We start from the raw sequence: 16582 nt of genomic DNA on the forward strand, positions 1-16582 counted from the left end.
TGTCCAAGCAAAGAGTCTAATTCTGTCCAATTAAACGCTTTCAAAAATTAGCTACAATGAAAGCGTAAACAAAACAAGCTTCTGGGAGGTCAATTTAGATGAAAAAGATAGTTAAAGGTATGATGATCACTGCTCTTGCAGCAACCGTGCTTGCAGGCTGCGGCAACAATGCGAACAGCACCGACAATGAAGGCGGTTCAACAGGAGGCGGAGAAGCAAAGAGCGTTAAGCTCAAAATGTTTATCGCTCAGCCAAGGTTCAAGGAACAATACGATAAATATATCGCAGCTTTCGTAGCGAAAGAAAAAGCGGATAAAAATATCGATGTTTCTGTACAACTTGAAATGCCAACGTCCGATAATGCGGCTCAAATTTTAAAAACACGGCTTGCATCTAATGATGCGCCTGACATTTTTGCCCTGCATGCAACGAACGAGATTCCTTCTTACTATAAAGCAGGATACCTCGAAGATTTGTCCGATCAGCCTTTCGTTGGCAAATTGCTGGACAGCGTGAAGCCAGCAGTTACAACGAATGACGGTAAAGTTGTTGCAGTTCCTTTGGAGACGATCTCATGGGGTTACTTGTACAACAAAAAGATTTTCACGGAACAAGGCATTACGCCTCCAACAACATTGACGGAAATGAAAGCTGTAACTGAGAAGCTGAAAGCGAACAAAATTACGCCTTTCGTTCTTTCTTATAAAGAAGCATGGATTCCACAACTGCTGCTTCCGCTCGCAGCAGGCGCGCTAATTGAAACAGGCAACAAAGATTTCGTTGAACGCATGAACAAGGACGAAGGTTCATTTACAGAAATGAAGTCGATGTTCGACATCTTTGACCTGATTAATGCGAATGGTACTGATAAAGCTACCGAGGTCGGCGGAGATGATGGCGCAGCTGCTTTTGCTGCTGGCAAAGGCGCAATGTGGCTGCAAGGTCCATGGTACGCAGAAACGATTTTGAAAAACGATCCGAATATGGACTTCGGCGTAGCGCCATTGCCGATCAATGACAATCCGGACGCAACGCTTATCAACATGGGTGCTTCCACTTCCCTTGCGGTATCCAAAACAACAAAAAACAAAGAAGTAGCGCTTGATTTCATTAACTATGTGCTCGATGATACGGCTTCCAACGATTTCTTCCAAAGCTTGAAATTCAACCCAATTTCAAACATTCACACGTATGACAGCTATCCTTGGGTCAACGATGCGATGGTGTACATCAAAGAAGGCAAAGCTTATCAAGAGCCTAAAATTCCTCAATCCGTAAAAGACGAGGTGGGCAAAGGCCTTCAAGCTTACTACGCTGGTCAATTGTCCCAAGATGACGTTCTTAAAGCGCTCGACAAGGCATGGCAGTCCTACAACAAAGTCAACAAATAAGAGCATAAGGTAAGGGATGAAGAGGAGTCGAGAGTTCTTCTTCGCTTCATCCCTTTTTTATTAGAGACACATAGGAGAGGGGCGGATACTGTGCCGACCAAGAGCTACAAAAAATACATCTCGCTGTTTACGTTTGTCGCGCCCGCATTTATTTTATATGCCGTCTTCCTGTTGATTCCGACGATAAGCGGAATGGTGTACAGCTTCACTGATTGGAACGGACTGAACAGAAACTACGACTTTATCGGCTTCGGCAACTTTGTCGAGGCGCTAACGGAGGACCCGGATTTCGTAGGTTCATTGCTGTTTACGTTAAAATACGTCGTGTTTATGGTCGTTTTGCAAAATGTGTTCGCGCTGCTGTTGGCTGTATTCATTGAATCGCGCCGCAAAACGAAAGGCTTCTTCCGGACCATTTTCTTTATGCCGAACATGATCAGTACAATTATCAGTGCATTTATGTGGACTTTCGTATTCGCTCAGGTGCTGCCTCAGCTCGCAGAGAAAACAGCTTTGACTTTTCTAGACCAAGCATGGATTGGAGATCCGAAGGTCAGCTTCTTCTCCATTCTAACCGTATCGTTATGGAACGGTGTCGGCTACATGATGATCATCTACTTGGCGGGTCTGCAAGGCGTGCCGCAAAGCTTGAAGGAAGCGGCGAGAATCGATGGTGCTAATGCATTCCAAACGTTCCGCAATGTGACGCTGCCCATGATTACTCATGCCATTACGATTTGTTTCTTCCTTACGCTCAATGGCGCCTTCAAGGTGTTTGAAGTCGTTTATGGCTTAACTGGCGGGGGCCCTGGCCGAAGCACTCAGGTCATTACGATGAATATTTACGAAGAAGCGTTCTCCAACAACTTCCGTTATGGCTATGCCAGCGCGAAATCGGTTATTTTGTTTATCATTATTCTGATTTTTACGTTTATTCAAATTCAAGTGATGAAGAGAAGAGAGGTGGAAGCATGAGGCAAAACAAGGCATCCTCCATTCTGATTACGGTCATTCTGTCCATTGGGGCGGCAATCTCTTTCTTTCCTATTTATCTGGCGATTATTAACTCTTTCAAAACGCAGGGAGAAATGTTCAAATCGTTCATTTCTTTGCCAACCAAGCTTCATTTCAACAACTATGCAGATGCTTTTAATCAAATTAATTTATTGAACAGCACGGTGAACTCCATTGTCATTTCGGTCATCGGAATCGGCGGGATCGTTTTTTGTGCCGCATTGGCCGGTTATAAGCTTTCCAGAACGAGCGGCAAAATCAGCAGTTTTATTTTCTTCTTGTTTATTGCTTCCATGCTCGTTCCGTTTCATTCGATCATGATCCCATTGACTAGAATGGCCAAAGCCTTGTCCGTTCAAGGCAGCACGTATGGGCTTGCAATCATATACATTGGGCTTGGCGTCAACATGGCGATTTTCCTCTACCATGGATTTGTAAAGTCGATCCCGAGAGAGCTAGAGGAAGCTGCGCAAATTGACGGCTGCAATGAATACCAAACGTTTTTCAAAATTATTTTTCCACTGCTCGTACCGATCACAGTAACGATCTCCATCCTTGATTTTCTTTGGATATGGAATGACTTCCTGCTGCCGCTCCTTATGCTTACGGATACCAGTAACTATACGTTAATCCTGTCCACGAATACACTGTTCGGCGAATACAACAAGGAATGGTCGCTTATCCTGGCTGCGCTAGTGCTGACTGCGATTCCGGTGATCATCATCTATTCATTTTTCCAACGATTCATCATGCACGGGATTGCTGAGGGCGCGGTCAAAGGATAACAGCAAGACAGGCTGCCGAAGTGCTTGCCTATTAATAACTTTCACCATTTAGTTTATAATGAAAAGGCTGATACAAGGAGACTTGTGTCAGTCTTATTTGTATTCGCTAGGGAAGAGGAAAATAAGGAAATTGAATACTCATTAACTTGACGTAACTTAATAACTTATGTAATATTACTTACGTAAAGTAACTAGGTAATTGAATAAAGACATCTGATGTCTTTGCATATAAAAGCAATGAAAGCGGTGTTTATCATCAAAGAGGAATTACAGAAAGAAGCTGCACGGCCGGGAGAAAGTGTTGAGCCATTTGAATTTGGCATTTATACGCTCGGTGATCTCAGTATGAATCCGGTTACTGGTCAATCCATAAGCCCGAGAGACCGCATGAAAGAAATCGTAGAGGCGGCGAAGTTGGCGGACGAAGCGGGTATTGATTTATTTGGCGTTGGAGAGCATCATCGTTTGGACTTCGTAGTAACCTCTCCACCTGTCGTATTGGCAGCAATTGCCCAAGCCACCAAGCGCATTCGCTTAACTAGCGCGACTACAGTGCTGGGAACTTCCGATCCGGTTAGGGTATTTGAGGATTTTGCAACCTTGGACTTGCTATCCGATGGCCGGGCGGAAATCATTGCCGGGCGCGGCGCATATGTGGAATCATTTCCTTTGTTTGGCTATGAGCTTAGTGAGTATAAACAGCTGTTTAATGAAAAAATCAAGCTGCTGCTGGAGCTGGGCGAAGCGGATAGAACGACTTGGAACGGCAGTTATCGCTCGGCTCTTCTAGATGCTGAAATCGCTCCGCGGCCGCTGCAGCCGCGATTGCCTGTATGGGTTGGCGTCGGAGGCACACCTCAGAGTGCTGAGCTTGCGGGTACGCTCGGCACTGGTATGGCACTTGCAATTCTTGGCGGTGATCCTTCGTATTTCAAGCCGTTGGTTGACGTGTATCGGACAGCCGGCATACAGGCAGGTCATGATCTGAAGTCGCTGAAAGTCGCGATTACAAGTCATAGCTATATTGCTGCAACAACCGAACAGGCCAAGGATGAATATTATCCCTATTATGCCTATTATTTAGAAAACTTCATGGGCGGAAACGCCAGAGGCGAGCAACTGACCAGAGAGCGCTTCGAGCAACTGGCCAGCCCAATCAATGCGCTTGCGGTAGGAAGTCCCGAGCAAATTATCGAGAAGATTTTGGCGCAGCATGAGATTTTTGGACATCACCGGTTTATGGCACAATTCGATATAGGCGGAATTCCCTTCTCGAAGGTTGCGACTTCGATCGAGCTGCTAGCCACAAAGGTTGCACCTGTCGTGCGGAGAGAGATCAGGAATGCAGCGATTAATAGAGCCCATCAGAATAAATAATGTGCAATAAGAGAAAAAATGGTCCCGGTCATTCATGCACGGGGTTGCTATACGTATGATTAGGTTAGCCAGCATGCCTGGTTGGCCTTTTTTATATTTTGAAACAAGCTGTTTTGGGCTAAAGGATTTGTTTTATCAGTTGGTTTTATTTGACATAAGAGGGGAGTTGCGCAATGATTTAATGATACACGAATTGTGAATCGTTTAAACTCGAAAGGAGATATCATGGTTCTAGATGACAAAGGTTATAAAGTTAGTCATCCTTCACAGCTGCCAACATTAATATCGATCGGCTTCTCAACGGCTCTCATCATTTACAGTTTGATTAAGTCCAACGACTATACTCATTTTTTATCCTATTTTTCATACATAGCTATTACCATTTGCCTTACCGGTATGGGTTTGACCCTCTATCGAAGCTTTAAGAAGCCATTCAAGATAAAGCTACATAGGGAATCCCTCTTTTTAAATGGGATGACAATTAAAGCGGAAAACATTAAAGCTATTTATATCATGGGATACTTCAAGCCTGTGATTGGTATAAAAACGACAGGGGAATTCATGGTTCCTTTTAAGCTGAGTTTTAGGTATTTGGAGGAGGAAATTCAAGGAATAACCGCAATAAAGGCGTGGGCAAAAGAAAATCAAATCAAAGTGACGCTTCAAGGCTTTATGACGAAATGATTGGCTGGTTGTACAAAATATCTCCTGATTGGGGAAGCAAAATTGGCGGAGAATCGTATTGAAGTTAAAAATATAAGAAGCGAGTATTGCACGGATGAGCATTTAGGTATCGTTATTGACGATGTTCCATTAGATATATTGCTCCATCGCGTTTATCCTGACAAACAGGTTCTTGGTCTTATTCCTACTATATTGAATTGGGTTCATGATCTAGAACAGAGGTCATTCCTTTTAAGCAGATACCAATCCTCTAAAGAGATAGAAACCATTCCTATTCTAATGTGTCCGGATGATTGCGATTTATGGTGCACATTAATCATTGCTGAGGTTGCTAAACAAGGAGAGCTCATCGTTTGGCGGAGAATCGGCCGTGATCAGAGTACAGGGCTAGATCTGTTGGGTGGCTATCAGGCAATTGGTTCGGAAGTGGAATGGCTGGAGAGCGTGCCGCAGATGACGTTTAAAGAAGCGGAGTATTACGTTCAAATGAATAAAATATTCAAATAAAATCAATTTCACCATACCTACTAGGGATGATGAAATGGTACAATTATAGGAAAATGGACAGATGAGGGAGAGGCGTAATGGAAGCTTCCAAACTAGATGGGTTAAGGCAAGGGATTGATCAATTGGACGAGGAAATTATTTCCTTGCTGGCAAAACGGTTTCAATTAACGGAAGAAGTGGGTATCTATAAAGCAATGAATCAGCTTGCGGCGCAGGACTCAGGCCGTGAATCCAAGCAATTTGAAAAGATTAAAAGGATCGCAGCCAGCAAAGAGCTGGACCCGGAATATGCCGTAGCCATTTACAGATGTTTGATGGATGTCGTCATTTCACGGCATAAAGATATTGAACAAGCCTATACGCAAAACGATTCAATGGAAAAAATAGAAGCCTGATCCCATACTTTTTGTCTCGCTGAGAAGGAGGACAACGATGATCGTATACGAGAAGGAAGATTCTTTCATCCTCATAGCACAGCATGATCACGCGCGCATATCCGGCGACCTTGTTAGCGCTTGGCAAGGAGAGTTGTTTCATAGCGCTGAGCGCAGAGATGAGCTTGCTTGTGCCGCGTATGAGCATGACAGCAGTTGGATAGAGCTCGACCGAATTCCGCTTTGGAATGATGCGGCAAATGCTCCGTTTTCTTTCCGTGATTTTCCGGGCAACATCAGGTTTACTTTTTACTCCAAAGGGCTGGACCGTGTGCAGGAAACAAATGAATATGCTGCCTTGCTGGGCAGTATTCTCTATACGACGCTTGCCGAGAGATTCAGAAACGAGGATACGATTCCGTTTGTGGAAAGGGAATTCTCGCGTCAGAGCTCGATTATTGAGCAGTTAGGGCTGGATGTGAAGCTGCTTCAACTGCATGCCAAGGCGCTGCTGCTATGTGATGAGCTGTCTTTATTTGTTTGCATGGAGCAGCCGGGCACACCGCGTCAAAATTACGAGTGGTTCGCCAAAGGGTTTCCTTACTGGTTCGATCGTTCAGGGCAAACCTCTTTGCTCGCTGATTGGAAGGGGCCGAATATCATTGAACTGGATCCGTTTCCATTCAGTAAAGCGGTGGATACGTCTCTTTGGTATAAAGAGGTAAGCAAGGCTTCAATCACCAAGTCTGGCGTCGCCGCAGCTTACCAGGATGAAGAGACTAGGGAGCATAAGCTGCGATTTCAACCGAAACGGGAAGAGTAAGAAACCATAGGAAATAGGCTCCGTCTGATAAAGGCGGCAGCCTTTTTTGTATTTAGACACTGCTTACTTGACAGGACCCATAGCAGCTATGGAGAGCTCCACTTTAATGTTTACAACTGCGTGGGAGAAAGCTTCGGGCCAATCCTCTTCCACCTTAATGTACTGCTTATATTGCTTAGCTCTTGCATATACGCCAAGGCCTATGGGATCTAGCCTATGCTTCTGCATTTTTTGAATCAGTCCCTCTATTTGCTTCTCCATAAGAGCAGAAGCTTGCTTCTCCAGTTTCTTCGCGTCTTGTGCTACATTAACAGGAAAGAGATGTTCGGAGAGGCCGATCTTGGTTTTAATATGGATGTCGAATGTAAATCTTCCATTCTCATATCCAGATTTAATTTTCGTTTTCAGTTTTCCCCCTGTGAAGCTCAGCATGTCGGTCTCGAATGGACCTTTAAGCGGCTTACCGGGTATTCGGTACGACATACTGAAACCGGGGTCCGCCTGCTTTTGCAAAATACTGAGCAATACGGTTTCCTGTGCGTTTAAGGACATCGCATATTTGCCCTTAGCATTGAGCAATGCCGAGCCTTTTAACTGGACTTGTTTGTTTGTGATTTTAATTTCAGCTATATAGGGGGTAACACCTTTATCAAAAAATTGACGGTGCAGTTCTTGAGCTGTTGTGGAGTAGGTTTCAGATCTTTTGGTCTTTGTATCTACCATGCCCCGGAGCAAGATCGGCATGAGCGGCTGATCCGGCGGGTTTAAGTAAATGACATCTTTCACCTGACCGTCTACGGCGATCATCCGGTCTGTAATTGTATTTCTTGCATCGCGAAACAGCACGTCAAGCATGGCGAACCAATCCTCTTGCTGCAGCAGGCGTCTGCCAAGCAAAATAACTTGATAATTACGTCCTTGGATGGTACCGGCAGTTTGAGCATCTTGAAAGGATCTGGATTGGCGAAGCGATTCAGCGGTTCCTGCAATCTCTTGGCTTTTTTTCTTAATGTTTTTGCTGAAAACGGGGACGGTGCCGTAAAAATGAAATTTGTCGTTCTTGTCTAGATCCATGCCAAGAGCGAGCGGTGTTGCTGCATTTTCCAAATATAACTGATCACTGCACGCGGAGGCAAAGATACTTGCAGCAGCAAGAATAGCGCAAACGTAAATAGTGGTCCGTCTCATGAGGCAGCCCTCCGGTGAAATCGCTTATACAGTGTTAAATAAACGAGCAGTAGACTCGGCAGGATATACTCTATGCAAAAACCGAAACGAGCAAGCCATAATTCAATTTTATCGCTTTGATTATACGTGGGCAGGTAGAAAAAAGTACCGATCGCAAGCACAATGACCAATGCACGAAGCGGAAAACGATGGTCGCTTAAACCAAACACCTGACTAATGCAGAAGGATGCAATATACATGCAAGGAATCCACACTAAAGAAAATACGAATAAATAAAAGGAGATAAACGGAATCTCGATTCGCTCAATAAAACGAAATTCAATCGTTTTCAATATACTGATGATGGGGTCATTAAAGACAGTGCTTTCATGAGGGCTATAATAAATGAAGCATATCGTTGTGATGAAAATATAGACAGACATGGTTATCGAATTTGATATAACAAGAGCGCTAACAGCCTTTTCTTTTTTTTGCAAATAAGGGTACAAAATAAATACGGCAATGATGCCAAGACTGGGGTAGATCGTTGCTTTCACAGCTGTTAAAACAGGCAGAAAACCGTCTTTGAAGAGAGGCAGCAAGTTCAGCCAATGAGCATATTTTAAGGTGAATAAATAAACAAACGGCAGCCAGCAGGAAATAACCGTCACCAGCTCGGCATATCTTCCTAGTATACGAGGGCCGCCCAAGGCGATTTTGTAGGCGGGAAATAAGAGCAGAATCATCAACACATAACCTTGTGTGTTCGGCATGAGCCATGTTTTAACAATAAGGATGGCGCGAACCAGTCCGTCATACATCAGGTGCAGGAAATAGAATGCCAGCAGCAGGGAAAAGCCTTTTGCGACCCATGCTCCCATCGTTTTGGATAAGGTATCGTATAGCGATTTCTCCGAGCTTTTTCTCATGACCATAATAATGATATAACCGCATAGAAGATTCAGCAAATAGCCGAGAGGAAGGGCGAGCAAGCCATCCGTACCAGCGGCTTCCGCCAGCTTTCTTGGCAAGGAGAGTACCGCTACACTGATCTGAATACCGGAAATAATAAAAATAAACTGCATGGACGTAATACTGTTTTTTTCCGTATTGATCAAGGTTTGCCCTCCTCCGGCTTATCATTTGATTGCGTAGTGTCTTGCTTGGCCAGCGTGCTCGTTGGCCTTTTGTTCAATAACCAAAGTGGAGCGCGTACAATTGTATCCTTCCAATCAGAAAAACGGACCGGCGCAAGCGGATTTCCATAAGGCATGCCTAATGATTTTAGCGTTAGCAGATGAGCGATCATGGTCATTAAACCGATGATGATCCCGACGAATCCGAATAGGGATGCCAAAATCATGAGAATAAAACGGATTAACCGCACAGCTGCGACCATATCGTAGTTAGGCAAAATAAAAGAAGAGATGGCGGTGAAGGCGACGACTATGACCATGACGTTGCTAATTAGCCCTGCCTGTACGACCGCTTGACCAAGCACAATGCCACCTACGATTCCAACGGTTTGGCCAACGGGAGCAGGAAGCCGAACGCCTGCTTCACGAAGCATCTCCAATGTGATTTCCATCAGAATAGCTTCTACGAATGGCGGAAAGGGTACTTGCCCGCGCGACTCTCCCAGAGTTAGTAGAAGCTTCAGTGGAATGATTTCAATGTGAAAGGAGGTGACAGCAATAAAGAAAGCTGGCAGGAAGGCCGCTGTAATGAAGGCAAATAACCGCAGCAAGCGCAAAAAGGTAGCAATGGACCAACGTGTACTATAGTCGTCGATACTTTGGAAAAAGGAATAAAAGCTAACCGGTGCGACTAGAACGCTGGGCGAGCGGTCAACGACAACGACGCATCTTCCTTGCAAAATTTGCGAGGCAGCAGAATCTGGGCGCTCCGTTAAGACGAATTGAGGAAATAGAGAGTAAGGATTATCTTCTATTAACTCGGACAGTTCTCCCGTATTTAAAATAACGTCTACGTCTATTTTTTGGATTCTTTCCTCCATGGAACGCAGAAGTTCAGGGTTCATCACATCAGCTAAATATAAGAGTGTAACATTCGTTTGTCCGCGTCTTCCGACGATCAAGCGGCGCATCTTTAATTCCCGGTTCGGAATGTAACGCCGAATCATCGCTATGTTTTGCCCGCTTGTCTCAACAAAACCCTGATGGGCGCCCTTTAATGACGCTTCCATTTGCGGGTCCTCAATCGCTCGTTGTGGCCAGCCGCCTGTTCCAAGCGCATAGGCTTTGTCTCTGCCATCGACGAGCAGAACGCTGCTTCCATGAAGTAACGATATTTCAATTTGAGACCAGCGGGACTCTTCTATAATATGACCTACGGTCATCATGAGCTCGTCGCCAGGCTTTCCGTCTTCGGTATGAACCTGTAGCGGGCGGAGGACATCATTATTAATGGCTTGCTGGTCGCTCAGCCCATCGATAAATAGGAGTGCTGCTTGCTCTTGAGTCTGTTTGATGGTGAAGGTTCTAATAAATAAATCGGGCGATTCAGAAAATAAGTTTCGGACGATTTTAAGATTTTCATCCAGGTTAAAAAGGATACCATCCTCTTGTTCAGGCTTGTCCATCTCGTTTTCTGCATGGATCATCAAAGATATCCTCCTTTCCCGGCTGAAGTCATGATCGGCTATTCTATTTTGCCACGCTTTACCATGAGTATACGTGGCCAACAAAAATCCCCCCTCGCATAGTGCAAGGGGGGATGGTGATTAATGGTCAATAGGGAAGCAACTTTCCCAGTACTTAGGTGCCTGCTTTGAACAAGGTGGCAATGGAGCCGCCTTCGGTAATGATTTTGATCGCTGTAGCTAGAAGCGGGGACATCGGCAAAACGATAAACTTATCGGAACGCTGTTCGCCGATATCAATCGTATCGGTAATGACGACCTCCCGAATATTCGGGTGATCAAGCTTCTCCAGCGCATTGGCGGAGAACAGCCCATGCGTTGCACATATGTAAGAGTCATGGGCGCCTTTTTTCTTAAGCGCTTCGACTACGTTAACGATCGTGCTGCCTGTGTCAATCAGGTCTTCAATTATAATCGGAGTCATATCTTCAACGTCTCCGATAATATGTGTAATCTCGGATTGGTTATGCGCTGGCCGGTTTTTAATCATGATCGCAAATGGACAATCTAGCAGGCCAGCAAGCTTTTCTGCTGTTGTTGCACGTCCTGCGTCAGGAGAGACGACGACAGGGTTTTTAATATTTTTGCCTCTTAAGTATTCGATAATCAGATCAAGCGCAGTCAAATGATCGACCGGAATATCGAAGAAGCCCTGAATCGGATCGGCATGCAAATCAACGGTAATGATTCGGTTAGCACCGACCGTCGTAAGCACATCTGCGACGAGCTTGGCGGAAATGGGCTCCCGTGGAGCTGATTTTCTTTCTTGACGAGCATAACCATAATAGGGCATAACAATGTTGATGGTTTTGGCGGATGCCCGCTTGGCAGCATCAATCATGACAAGCGTTTCGATTAAATGCTCGTTAACGGGATGGGAAAGCGATTGTACGATAAAGACGTCACAGGTACGAATGGACTCACCATAGGAAACATGAATTTCGCCGCTCTGTTGTCGTGAGATAGCGACATTTCCTAGGGGAAGATCAAGCTCTTTGCATAGCTCCTCGGCAAGCCTCTGATTCGAGGTGCCGGAAAAAATTTTAATCTTTTGCATAAGATCCTCCTTAAAACTACGATAAACGACATTCTTTGCTCAATCATAACAAACAAAGCATAGGAGGACAAATCATTGCGGTACTTTTTCGGGGATTGGAACAAATAAGGAAAGGTGATAAAGTACTTTAATGGGAAAGAAAGAGGAAAAGGAGATTTATGAAATGGCTGTTTACAATGAATCCCGACCCCAAATAGCCAATCAGTCAACGGGAGCTAAGAGGTTTTGGCTTATTTTATTGTTGGGTTGTCTTTCGGCATTTGGGCCCCTGTCACTGGACATGTATTTGCCTGCATTGCCTAAGCTTGAAGATGATTTTGGGACCAGCTCATCTCTTGTGCAATTAAGCTTAACCGCTTGTATGATAGGCCTGTCCGTTGGGCAATTATTTGCAGGAACATGGAGCGACGTTCGTGGAAGAAGGCTGCCGCTGCTTATTTTTCTTGCCATATATGGGGTGTCGTCCGTGTTATGCGCCTTTGCGCCATCAATCGGTTTACTGATCGTACTACGTTTCATACAAGGCTTCTCAGGATCTGCGGGCATTGTTGTTTCTCGGGCAATTGTAAGGGATATGTATTCGGGTCCAGAGCTCACCCGTTTTTTTGCAATGCTTATGCTTGTAAACGGAGCAGCACCGATATTTGCACCTATCTTTGGCGGGCAGCTGCTTAAGTTCACCTCTTGGGAGGGCGTTTTTGTCGTTCTGGGCATTTGGGGTGTAGTTATTTTTGCCGCTGTTTTATTCGGTATGCCGGAGACACTTGCACCCGAGAAACGGATGGTAGCCGGGATTCGCCCCATGCTATCCACCTTCGGCATGCTGCTGAGGGATCGTTCATTTATGGGATATGCGCTAGCTCAGGGCCTTGTCATGGCAGCCATGTTTGCGTATATTGCGGGGTCTCCATTTGTCCTCCAAAATATATATGGTGTTAGCCCGCAGGGCTTCAGCTTGTTATTTGCGCTAAATGGACTAGGCATTATTATATTTGGTCAAGTTACGGGACGACTTGCAGGTAAAGTAGGAGAGAAAAAGCTATTTGCTATTGGACTCATACTGGCTTCAACAGCGGGACTGTCCCTGCTTGTAATGATTATTTTAAACGCGCCGCTTTTTGCCTTACTGATACCGCTGTTTTTTGTTGTATCAAGCGTAGGCATCATATCAACGACAGGTTTCTCGCTTGCGATGCAAAAACATGGTCATGCTGCAGGCAGCGCTTTCGCACTGCTTGGGCTGTTATCCTTTACATTTGGCGGCATTATGGCTCCGCTAGTCGGGCTAGGTGGAAGTGCAAATGCGCTTCCTATGGGAATTTGGATTGCCCTTGCTGAGCTTGGCGCCGCAGCATGCTATATTTTCATGATTTATCTCCCTTCGAAAGGGCGGTAATTCTCGTAAAACGCAAGCCTGCCTCCGACAAACCTTATTTTCAGGTGTGAGGAGGCTCTTTTTTTGGGGAGGGCTGCGGGTGTATAATGTGTGCTTAGAAAGAGGTGGAAGCATGTCTCAAGAGATTAGAGCTTACGAGCTGGTTGCACTGAAGGAAATAGCGGAAATGCTCAACAGCACCAACAATATGAATCAAATGTTAGACGATGTGTTAATTAAGCTGCTTGAAGTTACGGGCTTTACGACTGGTTGGATCTTTATGACGGATAACCGAAGCGAGAAGCTGTGTGCGGCTTCCCATGCCTTGCCGCAAGGGCTGAACGCTAATAACCAGCAGGTGATGTGCGGAACGGAATGCTGGTGCCTGCAAAGCTACATGCAAAATAAATTGCATCATGCCGTTAATATTATAGAATGCTCTCGAATTACCTATGCCATTACTCATTCACTTGGAGATACGGAAGGCATATCTCACCATGCCACCGTGCCGCTAAAAGCCGGTACTGACAGCTTTGGTTTGCTAAACGTCTCACAGACCGGAAAGGTTTATTTCTCGGAGGAAGAGCTGGCGCTGCTTGAGGCGATCGCTTATCAAATTGGGACGGCAATCAAGCGGATTAGGCTGTATCAGCTGCAGGAGCAGCATGCGATTCATTATGCGAAGCTCGGCAACGTTATTCAGAGCATTAATGCAGTGCAAGACATTAATCAACTGCCGCTGCAGGCGGTTAAACATATTGGGGATACTTTCCACTGGCAGCATGTTTCGTTATTTATGTATGAGCAGCAGCAATTATCGCTTCGCGCTCATTATACGAACAACCAATTAAACAAAGAATGGCTCTCGCTTGCCATTGACGAAGGGGGACCTGTCAGCACGGCGTTCAGCGAAAATCGGCTTGTCGCCTTGGCGAATTGCGAGCAGGTGCCTTACAAGTCGTTGTCCTCTATTGGTATTCCGCCATTCTTATCGGCGGTTGCTGTACCGCTTCGTATCCGAAGCCGTTCAATCGGCGTACTATTCCTCAGCAGCCAGCTGCCGCATCAGTTCGATGATTACCTGGATGATTTCATGTATTCGCTGGGGGACCATTTTACGTTAAGCGTAGAAAATTTGCGGGTGTATGAACAGCGCCGAGAGCTGGCCTTAATGGAAGAGAGAAACCGGATGGCAAGGGATCTGCATGATTCGGTTATTCAGAAGGTGTTCTCGCTATCCTTTCTGGCGAAAGGCGCAGAGACGGTGCTCGCGGGCAAGGAGCCGATCGTGGAGCGTTCCTTGCAAGAGATCAGGCAGCTGTCGCAGGAAGCGTTGAAGGAAATGCGAACTTTGATTTGGCAGCTGCGCCCGGCAGGATTGGAGCATGGCCTGCTAACCGCATTGAAAAAATACGGAAATAGTATGGAGATCGTCGTATACGAACAGGTAGAAGGTGTGCGGGAGCTGCCCCGGGCAATCGAGGAAGCTTTTTGGCGGATCGGCCAGGAGGCTTTAAATAATGTCAAAAAACATGCGGACACGAATGTGGTGTACATCCGTTTGGTAAAATCAGAACAGCTGGCCAGCCTTGAGATTAGAGATAAAGGCCGTGGTTTCTCACCGGAAAAGCGCAAAGGGAAGCGCACGATGGGCATGCTATCCATGAGGGAACGGGCGGAAACGCTTGGCGGAGAATTAATGATTCAAAGCGGAAAGGGACAGCCGACGATTGTGAAGGCGACCATTCCCATTGCGTCAGAGATGGATACGTGGGAAGAGGAATGAGGAGTAGCCGTGACAATTAAAATTTTATTAGTGGATGACCATCAAATCGTTTTAAAAGGGATCTCTTTTTTCTTAAGCATGCAGCCTGATTTCGAGCTGGTAGGCGAAGCTAACAACGGCCGTGAAGCGGTGGAGAAGGCAGGTGAATTGCAGCCTGACCTCATCTTAATGGATTTGAATATGCCAATTATGGATGGATTAGAGGCGAGTAATCTAATCGCCAAGCAATTTCCAGATATGAAGGTGCTCGTGCTGACAAGTTTCTCGGATCTGAGCCATATCGTGCCTGCCCTTCAGTCGGGTGTTGTCGGTTATATGCTTAAGGATGTAGAGCCCGATCAACTGGCAGAAGCCATTCGCAGCGCGTATAAGGGGAATGTTCAGCTGCATCCGGATATTTCAGCAGCCCTTCTCAATCAGCTGGCTCCTTCGGAGAAGGCTGTGAAGGAACCGGTTAGAAGTGAGCTGTCCGATACGTTAACCCCTAGGGAGCTGGAGGTGCTTAAGCTGCTTACCAAGGGGATGAGCAACCGAGAAATTGCGTCTGCGCTGACGGTTGCTGAGAAAACAGTCAAAACCCATGTCAGCAGCATTTTGAGCAAGCTGAATCTGGCGGATCGAACACAAGCGGCATTGTATGCGGTACAATTCATGAACGTAAACAAAGTTTAAGCGGTGATCTAAGACTATAGTCGTAAGACTTGTACTCCGCCTTAAACGGTCAATAAGCGATATTTTTTCAGTCTATTAGCCGATGTGTTTCTCCTCAAAGCTATATACAATTAAGATACTTACAAAAAGTAAATCAAACACTGTGGAGGGAAACACAAAATGAGTACAGTATTATTTGTTAAAGCAAACGATCGCGGAATTGAACAGGCGACAAGCGTAAAGCTATACCACGCATTTCTAGACAGCTATAAAGCCAGCCACCCGGAAGATACGGTTGTTGAGCTTGATTTGTTCAAAGAAGAATTGCCATACCTGAATGCAGACATGATTAACGGTAACTTCAAAGCAGCTCGCGGCTTCGATCTGACGCCAGCCGAGCAAGCGGCAGTAACCGTATCCGATAAATACATTAACCAATTCCTAGCTGCAGATAAAGTCGTATTTGCTTTCCCGCTTTGGAACTTCACAGTACCTGCGGTATTGCATACGTATATTGACTACCTTTCCCAAGCTGGCAAAACTTTCTCTTATACAGCTGAAGGTCCGGTTGGATTGGTTACTGACAAAAAAGTTGCTCTTCTTAACGCTCGTGGCGGTGTTTATTCTGAAGGTCCAGCTGCTTCGGTTGAGATGGCCTTTAACCTTATCCGCAATGTAATGGGCTTCTTCGGCGTCACAAACCTCGAGAGCGTCATTATCGAAGGTCACAACCAGCTTCCTGATCAAGCCGAAGCGATTGTTGCGAACGGCCTAGAGCAAGCGAAAAAAGTTGCAGCAAGCTTCTAATTCAAAACCTATGAGCCAAGGCAACCGGTCATTTGACTGGTTGTCTTTTTTTTGAAATATAGGAAGTGTATCCTTATTCTATACATTCTCTATATTTATAGGAATGAAACGCGCCGCGCGGC

At 45.5% G+C, this 16582-nt stretch carries 16 protein-coding genes; 12 read left to right on the forward strand and 4 right to left on the reverse strand.

The window, feature by feature from the left end:
- Positions 1-98: 98 nt before the first annotated feature.
- From E0496_RS27285 to E0496_RS27320, 8 genes are all read left to right on the forward strand, one after another.
- Positions 99-1391 carry an ABC transporter substrate-binding protein gene (locus E0496_RS27285; protein WP_141505000.1) on the forward strand — a complete coding sequence of 431 codons (1293 nt, stop codon included), beginning with the start codon at positions 99-101 and terminating at the stop codon, positions 1389-1391.
- Positions 1392-1481: 90 nt separating this feature from the next.
- Positions 1482-2366: a carbohydrate ABC transporter permease gene (locus E0496_RS27290; protein WP_139991546.1), complete on the forward strand. Its 885-nt coding sequence runs from the start codon at positions 1482-1484 to the stop codon at positions 2364-2366.
- Positions 2363-3190: a carbohydrate ABC transporter permease gene (locus E0496_RS27295; RefSeq protein ID WP_141505001.1), complete on the forward strand. Its 828-nt coding sequence runs from the start codon at positions 2363-2365 to the stop codon at positions 3188-3190. Before E0496_RS27290 ends, E0496_RS27295 begins: the two co-directional genes overlap by 4 nt.
- 345 nt (positions 3191-3535) lie before the next feature.
- A complete protein-coding gene (locus tag E0496_RS27300; protein ID WP_421924788.1) occupies positions 3536-4567 on the forward strand; it encodes an LLM class flavin-dependent oxidoreductase in 1032 nt (343 codons plus the stop codon).
- 195 nt (positions 4568-4762) lie between these two features.
- Positions 4763-5251 carry a hypothetical protein gene (locus E0496_RS27305; protein ID WP_206669881.1) on the forward strand — a complete coding sequence of 163 codons (489 nt, stop codon included), beginning with the start codon at positions 4763-4765 and terminating at the stop codon, positions 5249-5251.
- Positions 5252-5293: 42 nt separating this feature from the next.
- Entirely contained in the window at positions 5294-5758 is a 465-nt protein-coding gene (locus E0496_RS27310) for a hypothetical protein (RefSeq protein ID WP_141505004.1), read from the forward strand.
- 77 nt (positions 5759-5835) lie between these two features.
- Positions 5836-6153, forward strand: a complete 318-nt coding sequence (locus E0496_RS27315) for a chorismate mutase (RefSeq protein ID WP_141505006.1) — start codon at positions 5836-5838, stop codon at positions 6151-6153.
- A gap of 37 nt (positions 6154-6190) precedes the next feature.
- Positions 6191-6955: a DUF3891 family protein gene (locus tag E0496_RS27320; RefSeq protein WP_141505007.1), complete on the forward strand. Its 765-nt coding sequence runs from the start codon at positions 6191-6193 to the stop codon at positions 6953-6955.
- A gap of 63 nt (positions 6956-7018) precedes the next feature.
- Here the strand turns inward: E0496_RS27320 and E0496_RS27325 are convergent, their stop codons facing one another.
- The 4 genes from E0496_RS27325 to E0496_RS27340 form a co-directional block, all read right to left on the reverse strand.
- On the reverse strand, positions 7019-8143 hold the full coding sequence (locus E0496_RS27325) for a Ger(x)C family spore germination protein (RefSeq protein ID WP_141505008.1): 1125 nt from the start codon (positions 8141-8143) through the stop codon (positions 7019-7021).
- Positions 8140-9240, reverse strand: a complete 1101-nt coding sequence (locus E0496_RS27330) for a GerAB/ArcD/ProY family transporter (protein ID WP_141505009.1) — start codon at positions 9238-9240, stop codon at positions 8140-8142. The genes E0496_RS27325 and E0496_RS27330 overlap by 4 nt, the downstream gene beginning before the upstream one ends.
- Complete coding sequence (locus E0496_RS27335) at positions 9237-10745, reverse strand: spore germination protein (RefSeq protein ID WP_175598124.1); 1509 nt, start codon at positions 10743-10745, stop codon at positions 9237-9239. Before E0496_RS27335 ends, E0496_RS27330 begins: the two co-directional genes overlap by 4 nt.
- 154 nt (positions 10746-10899) lie before the next feature.
- Positions 10900-11841, reverse strand: coding sequence for a ribose-phosphate diphosphokinase (locus tag E0496_RS27340; RefSeq protein ID WP_141505010.1), 942 nt, complete (start codon positions 11839-11841; stop codon positions 10900-10902).
- Positions 11842-12004: 163 nt separating this feature from the next.
- Between E0496_RS27340 and E0496_RS27345 the strand changes: the two genes are divergently transcribed.
- The 4 genes from E0496_RS27345 to E0496_RS27360 all read left to right on the forward strand — a co-directional run bounded on the left by E0496_RS27345 (position 12005) and on the right by E0496_RS27360 (position 16460).
- On the forward strand, positions 12005-13237 hold the full coding sequence (locus tag E0496_RS27345; RefSeq protein ID WP_141505011.1) for a multidrug effflux MFS transporter: 1233 nt from the start codon (positions 12005-12007) through the stop codon (positions 13235-13237).
- A gap of 112 nt (positions 13238-13349) precedes the next feature.
- A complete protein-coding gene (locus E0496_RS27350) occupies positions 13350-15002 on the forward strand; it encodes a GAF domain-containing sensor histidine kinase (protein WP_141505012.1) in 1653 nt (550 codons plus the stop codon).
- A gap of 9 nt (positions 15003-15011) precedes the next feature.
- On the forward strand, positions 15012-15674 hold the full coding sequence (locus E0496_RS27355; RefSeq protein ID WP_141505013.1) for a response regulator: 663 nt from the start codon (positions 15012-15014) through the stop codon (positions 15672-15674).
- A 159-nt stretch (positions 15675-15833) separates the two neighbouring features.
- The gene (locus E0496_RS27360) at positions 15834-16460 is read left to right on the forward strand and encodes an FMN-dependent NADH-azoreductase (protein WP_141505014.1); all 627 of its coding nucleotides are present in this window, start codon (positions 15834-15836) and stop codon (positions 16458-16460) included.
- Positions 16461-16582 lie beyond the last annotated feature (122 nt).

It is taken from the genome of Paenibacillus luteus (assembly GCF_006542765.1).
Taxonomy (GTDB): Bacteria; Bacillota; Bacilli; order Paenibacillales; family Paenibacillaceae; genus Pristimantibacillus; species Pristimantibacillus luteus.

What these genes read in the sequence shown, in the direction of transcription:
- E0496_RS27285 (WP_141505000.1), top strand. Translation starts at nt 99, where the DNA reads ATGAAAAAGATAGTTAAAGGTATGATGATCACTGCTCTTGCAGCAACC.
- E0496_RS27295 (WP_141505001.1), top strand. Translation starts at nt 2,363, where the DNA reads ATGAGGCAAAACAAGGCATCCTCCATTCTGATTACGGTCATTCTGTCC.
- E0496_RS27300 (WP_421924788.1), top strand. Translation starts at nt 3,536, where the DNA reads ATGAATCCGGTTACTGGTCAATCCATAAGCCCGAGAGACCGCATGAAA.
- E0496_RS27315 (WP_141505006.1), top strand. Translation starts at nt 5,836, where the DNA reads ATGGAAGCTTCCAAACTAGATGGGTTAAGGCAAGGGATTGATCAATTG.
- E0496_RS27320 (WP_141505007.1), top strand. Translation starts at nt 6,191, where the DNA reads ATGATCGTATACGAGAAGGAAGATTCTTTCATCCTCATAGCACAGCAT.
- E0496_RS27325 (WP_141505008.1), bottom strand. Translation starts at nt 8,143, where the DNA reads ATGAGACGGACCACTATTTACGTTTGCGCTATTCTTGCTGCTGCAAGT.
- E0496_RS27335 (WP_175598124.1), bottom strand. Translation starts at nt 10,745, where the DNA reads ATGATCCATGCAGAAAACGAGATGGACAAGCCTGAACAAGAGGATGGT.
- E0496_RS27340 (WP_141505010.1), bottom strand. Translation starts at nt 11,841, where the DNA reads ATGCAAAAGATTAAAATTTTTTCCGGCACCTCGAATCAGAGGCTTGCC.
- E0496_RS27345 (WP_141505011.1), top strand. Translation starts at nt 12,005, where the DNA reads ATGGCTGTTTACAATGAATCCCGACCCCAAATAGCCAATCAGTCAACG.
- E0496_RS27350 (WP_141505012.1), top strand. Translation starts at nt 13,350, where the DNA reads ATGTCTCAAGAGATTAGAGCTTACGAGCTGGTTGCACTGAAGGAAATA.
- E0496_RS27360 (WP_141505014.1), top strand. Translation starts at nt 15,834, where the DNA reads ATGAGTACAGTATTATTTGTTAAAGCAAACGATCGCGGAATTGAACAG.